Here is a 16,700-nt window from a genome sequence, read left to right on the forward strand (position 1 = left end):
AGTCTACGTCGAAATGGTATTCATCAGTCGTTAAGGAACCTTAATTGGAATAATCAAAAACAAGCAGGAGCTATTTCACTGATGTTCTAATGAAATAGCTCCTTTACATCATTAATTCAATAGCTCAATCAGCTTATTCATCGTTTTCCAATTACGAGTTGTAATTGGCCCCCCCAACTTCTCTACGTGGACGGCTAACTTAGAATTACGAATACTTTGGCCGAACAGTAGAAATACATCTCTACCTGCGATACTATATTGATCATCACCAAAATCGAAGCTATGTAGTTTTTCAATTCGTTCAATTTTAGGCTCATCGCGTAACATCGCAACATAGAGACTCTCCGTCTCTGAGTTGGCTGCTACCTCAGCTATTTGCTCATCCGAAAAAGGACAGTTTTTAACAATTTTCTTGAATTGTTCTGATGTTCTTATTACAGTTTTAATCGAGAGTGCGAATTCCTTTTCGATCGTATGTTCAATGATAGTGCGCACAGTTGCCTCGTCTTCGTTAGACTCCAATATTATATTTCCACTTTGAATATAAGTTTGTACTTTTGCTAAGCCAACATTAGTTAGTGCTTCTCTTAAATCCGCCATTTTAATCTTGTTTTTCCCACCTACATTAATACCACGAAGTAAAGCAATATATTGAGTCATCTTAACACCGCTTCCTACACTCGATTTGCAGATCATACCAATATTACATTATCAGTCTAAATAAAAAAAGATGCCGCCTGCACAGTACAGACAGCATCTTATTCAAGTTACCTAGCTTTTTTTGAATTATCTTTGACAAAGGGTACAGTTTATATGATGTAACTCTTTCTTATCATGATTCTAAACTATCTCGAATCATGATCTATTGTTTTATCAGCTGTTGATGGATCTACTTGAGGCTGCTCAATTGATGTATCAGTCTCTTTATTTTTACGTTTTCTCACCCAATTCCAGATCGCAATTGGAATTGCAAATAATATGAACCAAAACTTTTTAAGTAATAACCCTGCTGCAATTAGTAAGCCTGCTTTTTTCGCAGCTACTAGACCCGCGCCACCAAGAATAAGTCCAGTTAGTCCATACTCTGCAATTTTGTCTGTAGAAGGATCATGATCTTCATAACGAAAACCTTCATTGATTGTATATTCTGGTAGGATCAGTGTATTTAGAATTTCAATGTCATGATCTAGTGTAGATTCATCTGTAACAAGTAGTACTGAAACATAACCTTCTCTAGTTAAAATTCGTACATTGTAGTTGATGATAGAATTTCCGTAAAAGTCCTCAGCAAGTAATGCCCATTTCAATGTACTATCGGCTTCATCATAATAAGGTTCAGTATGCCAACCTTTTACGAATAAGTGCTCCTCTTCTGGAAGGCCCTCATTGCCCTCTTCCGTACCTTGTTGATAGCTCTTTAATAGCTCTTTTGCATCGATTTTACCTTTTTCCTTATCTGATATATATCCCGACTCTTCATAATCAAATAATACGTACCAGCTTTCCTCTTCACTAGTAGGAAACACGCTTCCTATTTCCGTACCATACAGCGTATTACCGATATATTGTTGGATAATAGGCGTATTAGCTTGATCGAGATATTGAAGTGATTCATCCAAATTAAGAGAAGAAAGTTCTCCAACCGGTACAGTTACACCACCATCTATCCAATTTACACTCGGCATACCCTGTTCTTCCGTTGCAAAAACCGGGCTTGCAAATAACGTAAAACATAATAACAAACTGAAACTAAATTTAATAAACTTCATAATATCCTCCTAAATTATCTTTATTACACAAATATGTATAATCCAATAAAAATCACATCCGTTTATATTATATTTTTTCCCATTTATTTAACAGGGCAATAAGTACTAATTATATAATATATTACAATTTTGGATATTAATTTTTAGTTTTTTCAGTTATCATAACCTTGTATTTCATTGTTCTATCGCTACTTCTTTGGGATTTTTCTATGAAGGGAAATAAAATAAATTCACTCAAATTTAAACATCATTAATTTTGTGAACTATAAACTTATTCATTAGAAATCATTCTAAAGTCCCATATATTTTTTCATCTATCTAACAAAAATAAACCGTATCTTGTTCACGATTGAACAAGGTACGGTCTATAAAATGATACTATCTAATTCATTAGCTTGATTTGGAATGAGCGTGATCAGTTACATTTCCCGGAGTTTGCACATGTAAATCCCCTCGCTCTATCTGATCCCAGATTAAGCGATGCATACTCATCCTGCGACATAATTTACTAGGTAATTTATCATAGTTCATACCAAGCTTATAACCAATCAACTTTGCAGCAGATTCAGCAACAAGCTTCGGTAAGAGATACAATTGTCGTGCATCCCTCAGCCCTTTAATTTGCTTCCTAACAAGCTTTGATCCAGCCTTAGTTGCTGATGCATAAGGTAGAATCCAGCTATTACAGCGCATCGATACACCATTATCGAAGAAACGCTTAAATTGCTGCTTAATTGTATAATTATGAGTATGATACACCTGTGCCTCTGCACAATAGCCAATCTTCATACTACTTAGTATACATCGTGCAGCCATAAACATATCCTCGTTAAATATGACTGGCGATTGAAAGCCACCCATCTGCTCGAACACATCTCGACGTATTGCAGAACATGCATTGGAACAGAAAAACGTCTTAATTCCTAGTCTTTCAATATCTTCATAACTTTGGACTGAAGATTCCGATGGATAATTATTCGCTCTAGCAAGTTGTTCTAATCGATTGCCATCCGCTGCGGCAATCTGTCTAGCATAAGTGTACACTACTTCATTATGCGTACTATCGCCAACTAATGGCTTAATAAGGTTCTCAATCATTCGCTCGTTCACTGGAACAACATCCTGCGTCATAAACAATAATATGTTACCAGAAGCAGCTTCTGCAGCTACATTGCGAGTACCACCATGATCAAAGTTTTTGCGCTGTACCGTTAATACTTTCGCTCCGGCTGCTTGAGCCAACTGTACTGTATCATCGTCTGAACATGAATCAATAATAATTAGTTCATAAGGTTGAATCGTTTGTTCTTTAAGTAAGTTAAGTAATATGCTAAAAGCATTTCCGGCATTCAAGGTTGGTATAATGACAGATACATTAGCGTGTTGTCTTTCATTGTTAGTAAGCATTGTGATTAACCTTTCCTTTAAATGCTGTCATCACGATAATTTTCACATCAAAGAAGAAAGTCCAGTTTTCTATGTAGAAAATGTCATGTATAATACGATCTTCAATTGAAGTATCTCCTCGTAATCCATTCGTTTGTGCCCAACCTGTAATACCAGGACGGATCTGATGCTTAATCATATATTTAGGGACATCTTCACGAAACTGATTTACGAAATATGGACGCTCCGGACGTGGCCCAACAACACTCATCTGACCTAGCAATACATTAAAGAACTGCGGTAGCTCATCAATACTGGTACGACGTAAGAAACTTCCGAACTTAGTTCGTCGTGGATCATTCTCAACTGTCCACTGTGTATCTGACACCGTTTCCGTAGATACGCGCATAGAGCGGAATTTATACATTTGAAATGATTTGCGGTCAAGTCCCATTCGCTCTTGCTTGAAAATAATTGGACCAGGTGCAGTTAGCTTAAGCCCTATAATAGCGAACAACATAATCGGAGATGTTACTATAATAGCGAAGATGGAAAATGCAATGTCGAAAGCTCGTTTTAACACACGATTACTTAGCTCATCTAGTGGAACATCTCGCACATTAATTAAAGGAATGCCAGCGAAATTATCAAAGAACGGGCGTGCTGGAAGTAAATCGAAGTAATCAGGAATAATAAGTGTTTTGACTCCTGCTTGCTCACATACTTCAATAACCTTTGGTAGCTTAAGATGAGCATCTAGTGGAAGAGCAATAATTACTTCATCTATCGGATGCTTTTTGAGCATATATTCCAAGTCATCGATCTTACCGAGAATAGGCTTAATATAACTAGATTCGTCCTCATGCTTACTATGAAAATCATCTAAAAAACCGACAGCTTCATATCCTATTTCAGGATAATTTTGTAGGTTTCTATAGAAACGTCTACCAACTTTTCCTGCACCAAGAATAAGTACGTAACGCTTGTTAAATCCTTTGCGACGAAGCGAGAATAAAACCTTCTTAACGATATAACGATAAATGACCGAAAAAATCACATTTAAACTATAGAAGATAATAATAAATTCTCGAGAAATATTAGGCTCATTAACAAAATAAAGTAAACCTAGTAAACCTAATAAACTAATCGTTTGAATTTGAAATATCTTCAACAGGTCATAGGAATAATTTTTACGTCGTTTAGGAGAATAGAATTGTAGATAGAATCCAGTAACTACAACGGCAAATGAATAAACCGTTCCCCAGATCAAATAAGTTGAAAAGGGAAGTGAATGGTTGTAATCCGTCCAGCCCGATTTAAACCTAACCCAATACGCTAGCAAAAACACGACTAGCGCGCATAATAAATCAGCTAAAATATACAATTGTGTGAGAAACCGTTGATTTTGTCGTAACATATCAAAAAACCACCTGTAATATACTATTTTCGCTTAATATCTACATTCTAGCATATGTCACAATCGCATAATACCATATGTTTACAATATAGTTTTCTTTTTGGTTATCTTATTCAATAGTAACTTACGTTTTCTCATCATACTTGGAAAACCTTTTACAATTAGTTTCCAACTACTTAATAACTCTCTCTCTCGAATGAGCATATAGATTATCTTAGTAACCTCTCGTACGATCACAATTGGTAGCACTTTAACCCAATGCCAACCACGCTGTTCATTCTTCAATATCATAAATAGCTGATTGACGTATGAATGTTGTCTTACAAATAGAGAAATAGATCGACGTCCACCTGTTTGCCAGCCACGTGCATGAACAGCTGTTGCCGCAGGAATATAATAGGAAGACCATCCTAGCAATCTAGCACGCCATGCTACATCAACATCCTCTTTATAAGCAAAAAAGTGCTCATCAAAAAATTCGCCTTCGAGACATATATCGTTAATCATTCGTCTTGCATATAGAGCAGCTGCACCCGAAACTCCGAATACCTCTCCCGGCTCAAGCCATTTGTCTACAGGTTGTCCAGCTCCACGGTCAATGGCATGACGATTTAATCCCATCTGCAGTCCAGTACTATCTACAATAGAAGGATCAGCCTTAAGCTTTAATAACCCCGTTGCACTTCCAGCGTGAGGAGCAAGCTCTAATCTATCGACTAAGATCTTAATATAATCTGGGTACAATACGACATCAGGATTAAGTACTAGAACATAATCGGTATCAGTTGCTGCTATCGCTTGATTTTGTCCACCAGCGAAGCCATTATTAATCTTATTTTCCAGTAATACAATTGGAGTCGCTTCGTTCATTCTTGCTTTAACAAGCTCTACTGAACGATCAGCAGAAGCATTATCTACTATGATGATAGATTGTACTGGCTGCGACTGCAGCATAACAGCATCTAGACATGAAGAAATATCCTTAGCGCTGTTATAAGTAACAATGCAGACGCTAACTGTAATCATCACTATCATCCTTTCAATGTAAACACTCACTAATTATTTTGTTTCAACCTTATACTCAACAGGAGAGTACTGATATGATTTGTCTTGCGAAATAATAATAAAGCTGAATTCTCCTGCTTCAATTAAATCTTGCGCATTTACAGTAAAACTAAAACCCGAGTTAAGTAGCTCTGAGTTTTGGAAATATGTAGATACCCCCTCATGAGGAGTACCATAAATGGCAGGGTAATACTTATCACCTACGTGTAAGTACATGCTATCTGCAGTGCTATTATTAATACCATCAAGTGCCCATCCATTTAAGCTAACAACTTCTTTTGTTTTATCTATTTGGAGTACACCTTGCTCTTGTACAGATTCATTACTAAAATGATCTAAATACATTGAAGACTCGCCCTTACTCGGTAAGTTAGAATAAACTTCATAATCTGTGTATTTTTCTTTAGAATTCATATGAATATTCATTGTATGATCAAACATACGTTCAACGTTTTCAAATATAACAATATCAGGATTTGTTAATGAGACAAGACCTTCAAGTTTATCAATGTTATCAGAATGAATAAATGTAAATTCTGAGAACGATTCAGCTAGTTCCGGAATTAATAATCCGTAAATATAACTATCACCAATTACAAGTGCTTTTGGCAGTTCTTTGTTATTATTATCAAATCTATAAGAAACATTATTATTAATTAAGCTGATATCATTAAATAACCCTACTGACTGTACAGAGTTACTTTCATTTTTCATATTGAACCCATAATCTGTTTCTTTAAAGGAAATAGCATTGTATACTTTTATCTCATTTTCATAAGTTGAGATATTGTAATCCTCAAATGATAATATATTTACATTTGGGAAATATTTTTGAACATGCTTCATTAGTTCTAAGTAACCAATAAAGGCGCCGTATTTATTCCAATGTGCATTATCAACTCTTGGAGAATATACCGTTACTTCTGACTTTGCTTGTAGTAATGCTTCCTTTGGTGTAAAAAAGTCGATATCTGTTTGATTAATTATATGGTTAATCAACATGTCCGTCTTTGATGTATCACCAACTTTTAATATGGTATCAGGGTAATTCTCCGGATAAATCGTTTTCTTATCTAAATTCAACATCATTATAAAAGGGATACCTTTATTCTCTAAGAATTTATCAATTTTCTCTAAAGAGTTTCCCCACTCTATCAGTTGAGTTTCTGAAGGAAGATTTAACTGTTGATAGTCTTTTATAATATCCTCATTAACATAATACAACCACTCGTTCTTTCCTATAATTGTATCTTTTTTAGTTAATTGACCGAACACTTCATACTGTAACTTTGTGTTTGCCACAACCAATTTTTCCCTAAATCCCATATTGTCATTGAGCCAAATTTCAAATTCCTTTGGAAATTGAAGATTCAGTTTCCCTTCTACTGTCATTAGACTAGGGAAACTAGCCAAAATTCTATTTTCTGAAACAGAAATCATCCCATTTTTCATATTTGCGGTGATCATAGGAAATGATATAGCGATGACAAAAAATATAATCAACAATATATTAAATAATCTCGAAGATTTCATCATATTTCTCCTTAAAATCTAAAATAAATAAAGGGATTATAGGTAGATGTAACCAAGAACATGATACACATAATAAATAGTAATACTATATACACATTTTGAATAATTAAACTAAACAAATTATGATCTTCATATTTTCCAATATTGTTCTCAATGTACTTTGTTATAGGTAGCGAAGCAATACAAGCAATTAATATTATCGTAATAATCATCGGATCCAAGAAATACCATACAGTAAATCCAGCAGCAGAATCACTTAATCCAAACATTACTTTTAGATACGTCATTGCTGAAGATAGATCTGGAGACCTGAATAAGACCCAGCCAATAATAACAATTGTCATTGTGTAAGCCCACGTTAATACTTGAGGAACATTCCATTTAACACCAGACTTTTTAATAACTCTTTCTAATATTAAGAATAAACCATGCCATAATCCCCATATAATGAAATTCCATGCAGCACCGTGCCATAGTCCTGTTACAATAAAAACAACTAATAGATTAAAATAAACATTACCTCTACGATTACCACCCAATGGAATATATAAATAATCTCTAAACCAAGAAGAAAGCGAAATATGCCATCTTCTCCAAAACTCCGTTATCGTCCTAGATACATAAGGAAAATCAAAATTCTCTTTAAATCTAAATCCAAACATTCTTGCAAGTCCAATTGCCATATCAGAATATCCAGAGAAATCAAAATAGATCTGGAACGTATAGCATATGGCACCTACCCAAGCAATCATCATAGTATTCTGATCTTGTGGTAGAGAAAATATATTATCTGCCACTTGCCCAAGTGTATTGGCAATAATAACCTTCTTTGCAAGTCCCATAATAAATCTTCTTATACCATAAGCAAAATCATCTGCAGTAACACTTCTATTATCTATTTGATCATGTACATCAACGTATCTTACAATGGGTCCTGCAATGATTTGCGGGAAGAATGATTCGAATAATGCAAATTTGATTATGCTTTTTTGCGGCAGAACACGCTTGTAATAGACATCAATTACATAGGAAAGTCCTTGAAAAGTAAAGAATGACAGTCCAATCGGAAGAATAATATTTCTTATTAAATAATCGGAACCTGTCATATCATTGACTGAAGTTATAAAGAAATCAAAGTACTTGTAGTAAAACAATAAACCTACATTTGCAACGATTCCAATTATAAGAAGTAGCTTAGCTAATAGTTGTCTATCTTTTTCTTGCGTAAAACTTATTACCCATCCAAAAATATAATTGATTAATATTGATGAAATAATAATCAGAACAAATTTCGGCTCTCCCCAAGCATAAAATAGTAAACTAGCAACTAGTAAAAATAAATTTCTATACTCAACTTTCAACAGATAGTTAATGAGTAGAACTATGGGCAGAAAACAAAATATGAATATGATTGAACTAAACAACATTAGTATTCCTCTTTCTACACCGAAGTAATATACTTACCTTCTTTTAATTAATCTTTTCAAAAGGTTGAATAACCATACGGGTAAAATCTTTTTTATTAACATTTTCAATTTATATTTAAACGGTATCTTATACGTCATATTATATTTTAAGACTGATACCATTGATAAATGAATTGCTGGACCACTATTCATCATATATGCAGTATTTATTTCTCTCAGCATAAAATATAAATTTGTAACTTCAATCTTTGCGAAGGAATCCGAAAGCAATAATGCAGGATAATATCCCTCATGTTGAGAAACAAACGGATAGATCCGTTCAATTGCATGAAGCAATGTACCATCAGTATCGTTTGGTTCTGGGGGAAAGTCTTTGTACTCCCAATCGTAATCAAATAATGCTTTTAATGCTTTGGGCCTAAACCAAAACATGGTACCTAATGGTGCAATAGGTTCTTTATTTTTATCCATTTCTACAGATAGCTTTAATTTATCCGCAAGTGCCTTCGTATTATCAAAGTTAATAGTCCATTCTAGCCCTATTGTTGGATAAAAATCTGCGTGATTTGGTGGAGGTGGAGATAGCATTCCTAATCTTGGATTAGTCTCAAATAGATTAATTACGTTGTTTACAAAATGTTGATTAGTTAATGTATTTTCAAAGCATTTATAAGCAAACGATTCTCCCTTAATATGAGGTTCAAGTTGCTTGGTTTTTTTATCATGTGCAAAACATACATAGTCATAATCCATAATAAATTTCTTACTGCCTACTAATAATGCACTAATATCTCTTCCTCTATTTTCAATAATAATTATTTCTAATTTGGCAAAGTTTCTTTTTTCGAAGATAGTTCTAATCAGATCTGCCTTATGTTCCGTATCAGTTGTAATATATACATCTGTTCCTTCAGGTACTGAAGTTGCGTATTCTAAACAATATTCAATTAAATCATCAAAATAAATATGCATGACAAGTGCAATTTTTCTATTCAGCTTTGTATTCATCTGAACCGAACTTGTTGTTGATAATATGTAACTTAGGTTTAATGCATTTTTTATATCTGCTTGATGACATGTGCGTAATATATTGTCCCATATTAAATTAATGTCATAGTCTAAGTTTTTCCTAATATACTCGTAAACTTCAGATGTTTGCTCACCTGTTGTATTATTAAGATAATCAATTTTAGTATGAAAGAAAGAACGCCTCTTTATAATGGGACATTTTCTATTTTTAACTAGCTCAAGCGGCATCATAAGCACAGGATGGTATGTATGTTTCTCCAAGTCATCTGTATTTACATACACATCCCACTTAAACCCTTTATCATTAAATTCTTTAGTGAAAACCGCTTCGTAATAGCCAATCGAATCTTCATAAGATTCAATTTCAGGCATGTTATCCCAAAAATTTTTATATTCGTAACTAGTTAGCAAACTATTTCTTACTACTATAAAATGTGATTGGATATGTTCCGGTAAATAACCATATTTTATTCTATTAAATGGATCGTGTGGTACTTCATGGTGTTTTGTAATACCCCAAAAATCAAGGTCTTGTGAATTCATTCCTTCAAACATTTCACTGAATGAATATAATGGTCCAAACATAGTCGAATTAAATAATACAACTTCATCGAATTTGCTAATCTTGTCCCATCCATAATACTCCATACCTTCTTTATATGCCCACACATCAAATCCTTTATTTTCTCTAACTAGAATATTGGGTGTTAATTCACTTATTTTCTCTCTTCCTTCGACGGTTAACTTCCCGTTACATACAACTAATAAATCACTTAAATTTTGTGTCATATCCTTTAGCATGAATGTAATATAATCATCAACTATTCCATCTTTATCATAAAAAAAGAATATACCTAATCTATTTAATTTCTCTTTATTTGCAAGTATCAACGTTTAATCTCCTCTGTAATTAATTAATTCTACCAAGATAAATTGTAAGTTCTGATTTATTTAGTTTAAACTTTGATATGCGCATTCAGAATTACTCATAATATGTTTTATCTTATCCGCATTCCCCCAAACAGCAGGAGAATCATAAGGTCGATCAGGAAATACTCCATAGTTAAGTTTTATTCGAAACTCATTATCAATCAAAAATCTTTCAACTCTATCACGCAATGATATAGGAGATCCAGAGCAACAATTAATAATTCCTGTAATGTCCGTTTGCAAAACAGATAGCGCAATTTGCTTGCCAAGCTCTTCTACCGAAATAAAGTCATACATATTTTCACCTGTTGTAAAGGGGAACAATTCTTTCCCTTCCTGTTCTGCTTGAATCAACTTAGAGAATATAGACTTACTATTAGTATCATCACCTGTGATGTAGTAAGCACGAAGCCATTGGAAAGTAACTTCCTTATCTTTAAGCAATGTATCCAGTGATTGTCTCAAACTATTTTTAGCTACACCATACAATGAATGAGGATTAGCTGGAGTTTCTTCAGTGATTTCTCCAACATGATATCCAATTTCATGCATTGTACCAAGAACCGCAACTTGTTGTAGACCACCCTGAACCATATTTTCAATAAATTTATAGTGTGAATATAATTTTTTTAAATGATTATCCGAATTATGTATGAATCCATCTGTCCACGCTAAATGTAAACAAACATCTGGTTTTCCAACAATCTCAAAAATATTATTGTAATTTCCAAAAATATCACAATCATATACCGTTACTCTAGGATCTATACTTCTATTTTTATAGTTAATTGTACTTACATTCACTTTCATGTCCAATAATGCGTTAACTACATGCTTCCCGATATATCCACTAGCACCAGTTACAAATACCGTTTTCACAATATAATTCTCCTTTTCTACATATGTTACAGATTATTTGGAATATGAAACATTTAGATAAGCATTACTTACCTCTTCCACTGATCCCGATATCATTACTTCTCCTTTATTAATCCAAACAGCATTTTTACATATCTTCTTTACTTGCTCGATAGAATGTGATACTAAGATAAGTGTAGTTCCACCAGATGTCATCTCATCCATCTTCTTTTCGCATTTCTCTTGAAATGCGTGGTCTCCTACAGACAATATTTCATCAACTATTAGAATATCAGGCTTTACTAACGTCGCTATAGAAAAGCCTAACCTAGCTGTCATTCCTGAAGAGAAGTTCTTCAGTGGGACATCTTCAAATTCTGATAATTCAGAAAATTCTATAATACGGTCATATTGTTCAGTTATAAATTTCTTAGAATAACCAAGAACAGCCGCGTTTAAAAATATATTTTCTCTAGCGGTCAAATCCATATCAAATCCTGCTCCAAGTTCGATCAAAGGAGCGATGGTTCCATTCACTTTCACACTACCAGTGGTAGGTTTATAGATTCCTGAAATAATTTTAAGAGCTGTACTTTTGCCTGATCCGTTCCCCCCCAATATTGCAAAGGAATCCCCTTGTTCCACTTTAAACGAAACATTTCGAAGAGCATAGAATTCGTCATAAGAAATATCTTTTTTCAGCATTCTAATTAAATATTCTTTAAAACTATCAATTTTTTCACGACCAAGATTGAACTTCATAGATACTTCATTGACTTCTACAGCATAATTTTTCATATATATAATCCTTCCAAAGCTAGTTATATATGCAAAACGAATTTATTTTGATTTTTGTAGAAAATAAATAATCCTACTAACAACGATATCGACGAAAACATTAAACACATTAAGTTTAATTGTAACGAAGGCATTTGATTATAAAGAATTAATTCTCTAAACATTTCAACAAAGTAATACATAGGGTTAGAATAAATTATTGTTTTCACAAAATCCGGAACTATATTTATCGGATAAAAGATTGGTGTAAGATACATCCAAGCTGATAATAACACACCATATAGATGTAACATATCACGGAAAAACACAACTAGTACGGACATAATTAATCCTATTCCAATTGAGAATATTAGCAAATAGAAGAGCGGTAGTGGGAATAATAATATTGTGGCCGAAAATTGAATATCCGTTATTAGCATCACAATAAGTAACGCTACTAAAGAAAACAATAATGTAACAAACGATGATAAGATTCTCGACAATGGAAAAATGTATTTAGGTATATATACCTTTTTAATTAGGGAGCCGCTTCCTAAAATAGAATTCATCGCTGTAGTTGTTGATTCCGAAAAGAAACTGAATAATATTTGTCCTGATAATAAATATACTGGGTAATTAGGTATATCAAACTTAAAAAAGCTGGAAAACACTGCGGTTAACACCATCATCATAAGTAATGGATTCAAGAGGCTCCACAAATAACCGAGTACTGAACGTCTGTATTTCAACTTTAAATCCCGCGCAACGAATTGAGTCAATAGTTCTTTATATTTCCAAAAATTAGTAAAATACCTCATATTTCATCGATCCCTATACTTAAATTTATATGATTAAGATTTATGAATGAGATAGCGTTTCAACGCATCCTTCCATTCAGGCAACCTATTAAACCCTACAGCATCAAGACTTCTCTTTGATAACATTGAATTTTTTGGTCTTGTCGCTAAAGTGATGTAATCATCCGACTTAATAAAATTTACTTTCGTAGAATAACCTGCCTGCAAATATATTTCCTCTGCAAATTCAGCCCAACTACAAAATCCTTCATTCGTTGCATGATAAATACCATATTTATCGGTTTGAATCATACTTATAATTAGTTCAGCAAGGTCTCTTGTAAATGTCGGAGAGCCAAATTGATCAGATACCACGTTTACACTGTCTCTAACCGTGCCAATTCGGAGCATAGTTTGAACAAAATTACTACCATTAGTCCCAAATGACCAAGATGTTCTCACAACAAAATATTTATCCAATCTCTTAATAACCTCAAGCTCGCCTTCTAGCTTCGAATGACCATATACAGAAAGTGGCATTGTTTTTGAATCAACTTCGTAAGGTAAGGGTTCATTTCCTGAAAACACATAATCGGTACTAATATACATAAGTTTTGCATCAATAGATTTACATACATCTGCGATGTTTGCTGTAGCAGATGTATTAACGAGTTTACACTCTTCTATATTTTTTTCAGCATTGTCTACATTCGTATATGCAGCACAATGAATTACGATTGTTGGCATATATTTTTCAATAATTTGTTTTGTAGCTTTGAAGTCTGTAATATCCGTATGATTGCGATCCAACCCATAACATTCAATGTTATGGGTTCTCAGTTGCTTTAATATGTCAAAACCAAGTTGTCCACCAGCGCCAGTAACTACTACTCTCATAATTAGCTCTCCTAAGGTCAACTAGAATTTACCTAATTATAATGTTGACTATAGTAATCGCTATACTCACCACTCTTTGTTCTAGCTAACCAATCTTCATTTTCCAAATACCAATCTATAGTAATCTTTATTCCTTCATCGAACATAACCGTTGGTTCCCATCCCAAATCTTTCTTAATCTTCGAGGAATCAATCGCATATCTTCTATCATGACCTAAACGGTCTGTAACATACGTAATTAAAGATTCTGGCTTGTTAAGCTCATTTAGGATTAATTTAATAATCTCTATATTTGCCTTTTCATTAAAACCACCTACATTATAAACTTCCCCTGTCGTTCCTTTATGTAGTACATCATCTATCGCACTGCAATGATCATCAACATATAACCAATCTCTTATATTCATGCCATCTCCATAAACCGGAAGATCTTTATCTTCTAAAGCATTAGATATGATTAGAGGTATTAGTTTTTCTGGGAATTGATACGGGCCATAATTATTGGAGCAACGTGTGATATTAACATTCAATCCATAAGTCTCATGATATGCTCTTACAAACATGTCCGCTGAAGCTTTACTAGCCGAGTATGGGCTATTCGGTGCTAAAGGAGTCTCTTCTGTAAAGTATCCAGTATCACCTAATGAGCCATATACTTCATCTGTAGAAACTTGTAAAAACTTAACCGAAGATTGATCGATATTTTTATCAATCCAGTATCTTTTACATGCTTCTAAAAGAACTTGTGTACCTGAAATATTTGTTTCCAAAAATATTTTCGGATCAGAGATACTACGATCTACATGTGACTCAGCAGCAAAATTCAGCACATAATTGGGGGCATATTGCTCAAATATGTTATTAATAAGATCTGAGTTACAAATATCACCTTTAACAAATACATATTGCTTCGAAGCTTCTATATCCTTCAAATTTTCCAAGTTTCCAGCGTAAGTTAATTTATCTAAGTTAATAATTCTGTATTGTGGATACTTTCTCATCATAAAAAGTACAAAGTTGCTCCCAATAAATCCGGCCCCACCCGTTACAAGTAACGTTTTTTGTGTATCGATTATTTCATTATTTGTATTCATATATATCCTCCCATTAAATAGAACTCACAACATTAACTACAATATATCTTTCAATTCCTTAAAGGATCTTTGAACCTTATCTTTTTCAGATAATAAAACCTCTTCTATATTATCTAGAGGCCACTCAACATTAACATCAGGATCATTCCACATCATTCCTGTTTCGAACTCCGGGAAATAATAATCCGTACATTTGTAAGAAAATTCAGCTTCATCAGACAATACTAAAAACCCATGAGCAAAGCCTTCTGGAACATAAAACTGTTTTTTATTTTCACCCGTTAATAAAATTCCATGCCACTTCATAAAAGTTGGGGAGTCTTTCCGAAGATCTACCGCGACATCAAACACTTCACCTGACAATACACGAACAAGTTTGCCTTGTGCTCGTTGCGTTTGGAAATGAAGTCCTCGTAATACTCCTTTGCGCGATTTTGATTGATTGTCTTGAACAAAAACCATATCGAGACCAGCTTGTTTAAAATCTTCAAAGTTATATGTTTCCATGAAGTAACCACGATCATCGCCAAATACTTTAGGTTCGATAATTACTAAATCTTTAATACCTGTATTAATAAAATTAAATTGTCCCATTTAATCCTCCTACTTAATTCCACTTTATTCTAACTAAACAATACCTTCCGCTACGTTAGTCAAATATGTACCGTAGTCTGATTTTAGGAAGGGATCTGCTAATTTAAGTAATTCATCTTTAGTAATATAATTTTTCTTGAATGCTATTTCCTCAATACAAGCTATGTATAACCCTTGACGTTTTTGAATCGCTTCGACGAAATTACTTGCTTCTAGCATAGTATCATGGGTACCAGTATCCATCCATGCCATGCCTCGACCAAATAATTTTACATTGAGTTCATCCCGTAGAAGATATTGATTATTAACCTCAGTAATTTCTAGTTCTCCTCTAGCAGATGGTTCTATGTTTTTTGCGATATCTACTACTTGATTATCATAAAAATACAAACCCGGAACAGCGTAATGTGATTTCGGAACGCTTGGTTTTTCTTCTATAGAAAGCACTTTCCCTGCTTCATTATATTCTATAACTCCATAGGCTTGAGGGTTTTTTACATAATACCCGAAAATAGTTGCACCTTTTTGTAATTGTGCAGCTTCAGTAAGTACTCTTCCAAAGCTCTGACCATAAAAAATATTATCCCCTAATATCAATGATACAGTGTCATTACCAATAAACTTTTCTCCAATAATGAATGCTTCAGCCAACCCATTGGGAGATTCTTGAATAGCATATGATATTTCCAATCCAAGATGAATACCACTACTAAATAACTCCTTAAAAACAACAATGTCCCTTGGAGTTGAGATAATTAGTATTTCGCGTATCCCAGCCAACATAAGTACGGATAACGGATAATAGATCATTGGTTTATCATAAACAGGAATGATTTGTTTAGAAATTGCTTTTGTAATAGGATATAACCTCGTGCCTGATCCACCTGCTAATATAATCCCTTTCATTTCCTAAATAATTCCCCTTCCATATACTTTTTATTGTGTGAATATATGATCGACTAGTACATATAGATTAAAAGTAAATTTTAGCATATTTGCTCCGAACTTCCCTGACTAATTCTACCAAACTTTGTATTGTGTTAATAGTCTATATATAACAATAGCAATTAGATGCTACTAGTTAATTAACTTCATATAAGTATATATGATATACTACTAAAAGTATT

At 33.6% G+C, this 16,700-nt stretch carries 15 protein-coding genes; all 15 read right to left on the reverse strand.

Features of this window, described 5'->3' with window-relative positions; genetic code table 11:
* Positions 1 to 111 precede the first annotated feature (111 nt).
* On the reverse strand, positions 112 to 660 hold the full coding sequence (locus NAG76_03930) for a DUF1697 domain-containing protein (protein ID URN95419.1): 549 nt from the start codon (positions 658 to 660) through the stop codon (positions 112 to 114).
* Between the two features lie 185 nt (positions 661 to 845).
* The gene (locus NAG76_03935) at positions 846 to 1,769 is read right to left on the reverse strand and encodes a DUF2167 domain-containing protein (GenBank protein URN95420.1); all 924 of its coding nucleotides are present in this window, start codon (positions 1,767 to 1,769) and stop codon (positions 846 to 848) included.
* Between the two features lie 390 nt (positions 1,770 to 2,159).
* Positions 2,160 to 3,176 carry a glycosyltransferase gene (locus NAG76_03940; protein ID URN95421.1) on the reverse strand — a complete coding sequence of 339 codons (1,017 nt, stop codon included), beginning with the start codon at positions 3,174 to 3,176 and terminating at the stop codon, positions 2,160 to 2,162.
* On the reverse strand, positions 3,166 to 4,572 hold the full coding sequence (locus tag NAG76_03945) for an undecaprenyl-phosphate glucose phosphotransferase (protein URN95422.1): 1,407 nt from the start codon (positions 4,570 to 4,572) through the stop codon (positions 3,166 to 3,168). The genes NAG76_03940 and NAG76_03945 overlap by 11 nt, the downstream gene beginning before the upstream one ends.
* 81 nt (positions 4,573 to 4,653) lie before the next feature.
* Positions 4,654 to 5,598 (reverse strand): glycosyltransferase family 2 protein, encoded by a 945-nt coding sequence (locus NAG76_03950; GenBank protein URN95423.1) that lies wholly within the window; start codon positions 5,596 to 5,598, stop codon positions 4,654 to 4,656.
* Positions 5,599 to 5,631: 33 nt separating this feature from the next.
* Positions 5,632 to 7,170 carry a hypothetical protein gene (locus tag NAG76_03955; protein URN95424.1) on the reverse strand — a complete coding sequence of 513 codons (1,539 nt, stop codon included), beginning with the start codon at positions 7,168 to 7,170 and terminating at the stop codon, positions 5,632 to 5,634.
* Positions 7,171 to 7,181: 11 nt separating this feature from the next.
* The gene (locus tag NAG76_03960; GenBank protein URN95425.1) at positions 7,182 to 8,597 is read right to left on the reverse strand and encodes an MBOAT family protein; all 1,416 of its coding nucleotides are present in this window, start codon (positions 8,595 to 8,597) and stop codon (positions 7,182 to 7,184) included.
* Between the two features lie 33 nt (positions 8,598 to 8,630).
* Positions 8,631 to 10,517 (reverse strand): rhamnan synthesis F family protein, encoded by a 1,887-nt coding sequence (locus NAG76_03965; protein URN95426.1) that lies wholly within the window; start codon positions 10,515 to 10,517, stop codon positions 8,631 to 8,633.
* A 60-nt stretch (positions 10,518 to 10,577) separates the two neighbouring features.
* On the reverse strand, positions 10,578 to 11,435 hold the full coding sequence (locus tag NAG76_03970) for an NAD(P)-dependent oxidoreductase (GenBank protein URN95427.1): 858 nt from the start codon (positions 11,433 to 11,435) through the stop codon (positions 10,578 to 10,580).
* A 33-nt stretch (positions 11,436 to 11,468) separates the two neighbouring features.
* Positions 11,469 to 12,212 carry an ABC transporter ATP-binding protein gene (locus tag NAG76_03975; GenBank protein ID URN95428.1) on the reverse strand — a complete coding sequence of 248 codons (744 nt, stop codon included), beginning with the start codon at positions 12,210 to 12,212 and terminating at the stop codon, positions 11,469 to 11,471.
* 23 nt (positions 12,213 to 12,235) lie between these two features.
* Positions 12,236 to 13,009, reverse strand: coding sequence for an ABC transporter permease (locus tag NAG76_03980; GenBank protein URN95429.1), 774 nt, complete (start codon positions 13,007 to 13,009; stop codon positions 12,236 to 12,238).
* Positions 13,010 to 13,042: 33 nt separating this feature from the next.
* The gene (rfbD, locus tag NAG76_03985) at positions 13,043 to 13,885 is read right to left on the reverse strand and encodes a dTDP-4-dehydrorhamnose reductase (GenBank protein ID URN95430.1); all 843 of its coding nucleotides are present in this window, start codon (positions 13,883 to 13,885) and stop codon (positions 13,043 to 13,045) included.
* 32 nt (positions 13,886 to 13,917) lie between these two features.
* Entirely contained in the window at positions 13,918 to 14,979 is a 1,062-nt protein-coding gene (gene rfbB / locus NAG76_03990) for a dTDP-glucose 4,6-dehydratase (protein URN95431.1), read from the reverse strand.
* Between the two features lie 36 nt (positions 14,980 to 15,015).
* Entirely contained in the window at positions 15,016 to 15,573 is a 558-nt protein-coding gene (rfbC, locus tag NAG76_03995; protein URN95432.1) for a dTDP-4-dehydrorhamnose 3,5-epimerase, read from the reverse strand.
* A gap of 33 nt (positions 15,574 to 15,606) precedes the next feature.
* On the reverse strand, positions 15,607 to 16,479 hold the full coding sequence (gene rfbA, locus NAG76_04000; GenBank protein URN95433.1) for a glucose-1-phosphate thymidylyltransferase RfbA: 873 nt from the start codon (positions 16,477 to 16,479) through the stop codon (positions 15,607 to 15,609).
* Positions 16,480 to 16,700 lie beyond the last annotated feature (221 nt).

The sequence above is a fragment of the Candidatus Pristimantibacillus lignocellulolyticus genome, assembly GCA_023639215.1.
Lineage (GTDB): Bacteria > Bacillota > Bacilli > Paenibacillales > Paenibacillaceae > Pristimantibacillus > Pristimantibacillus lignocellulolyticus.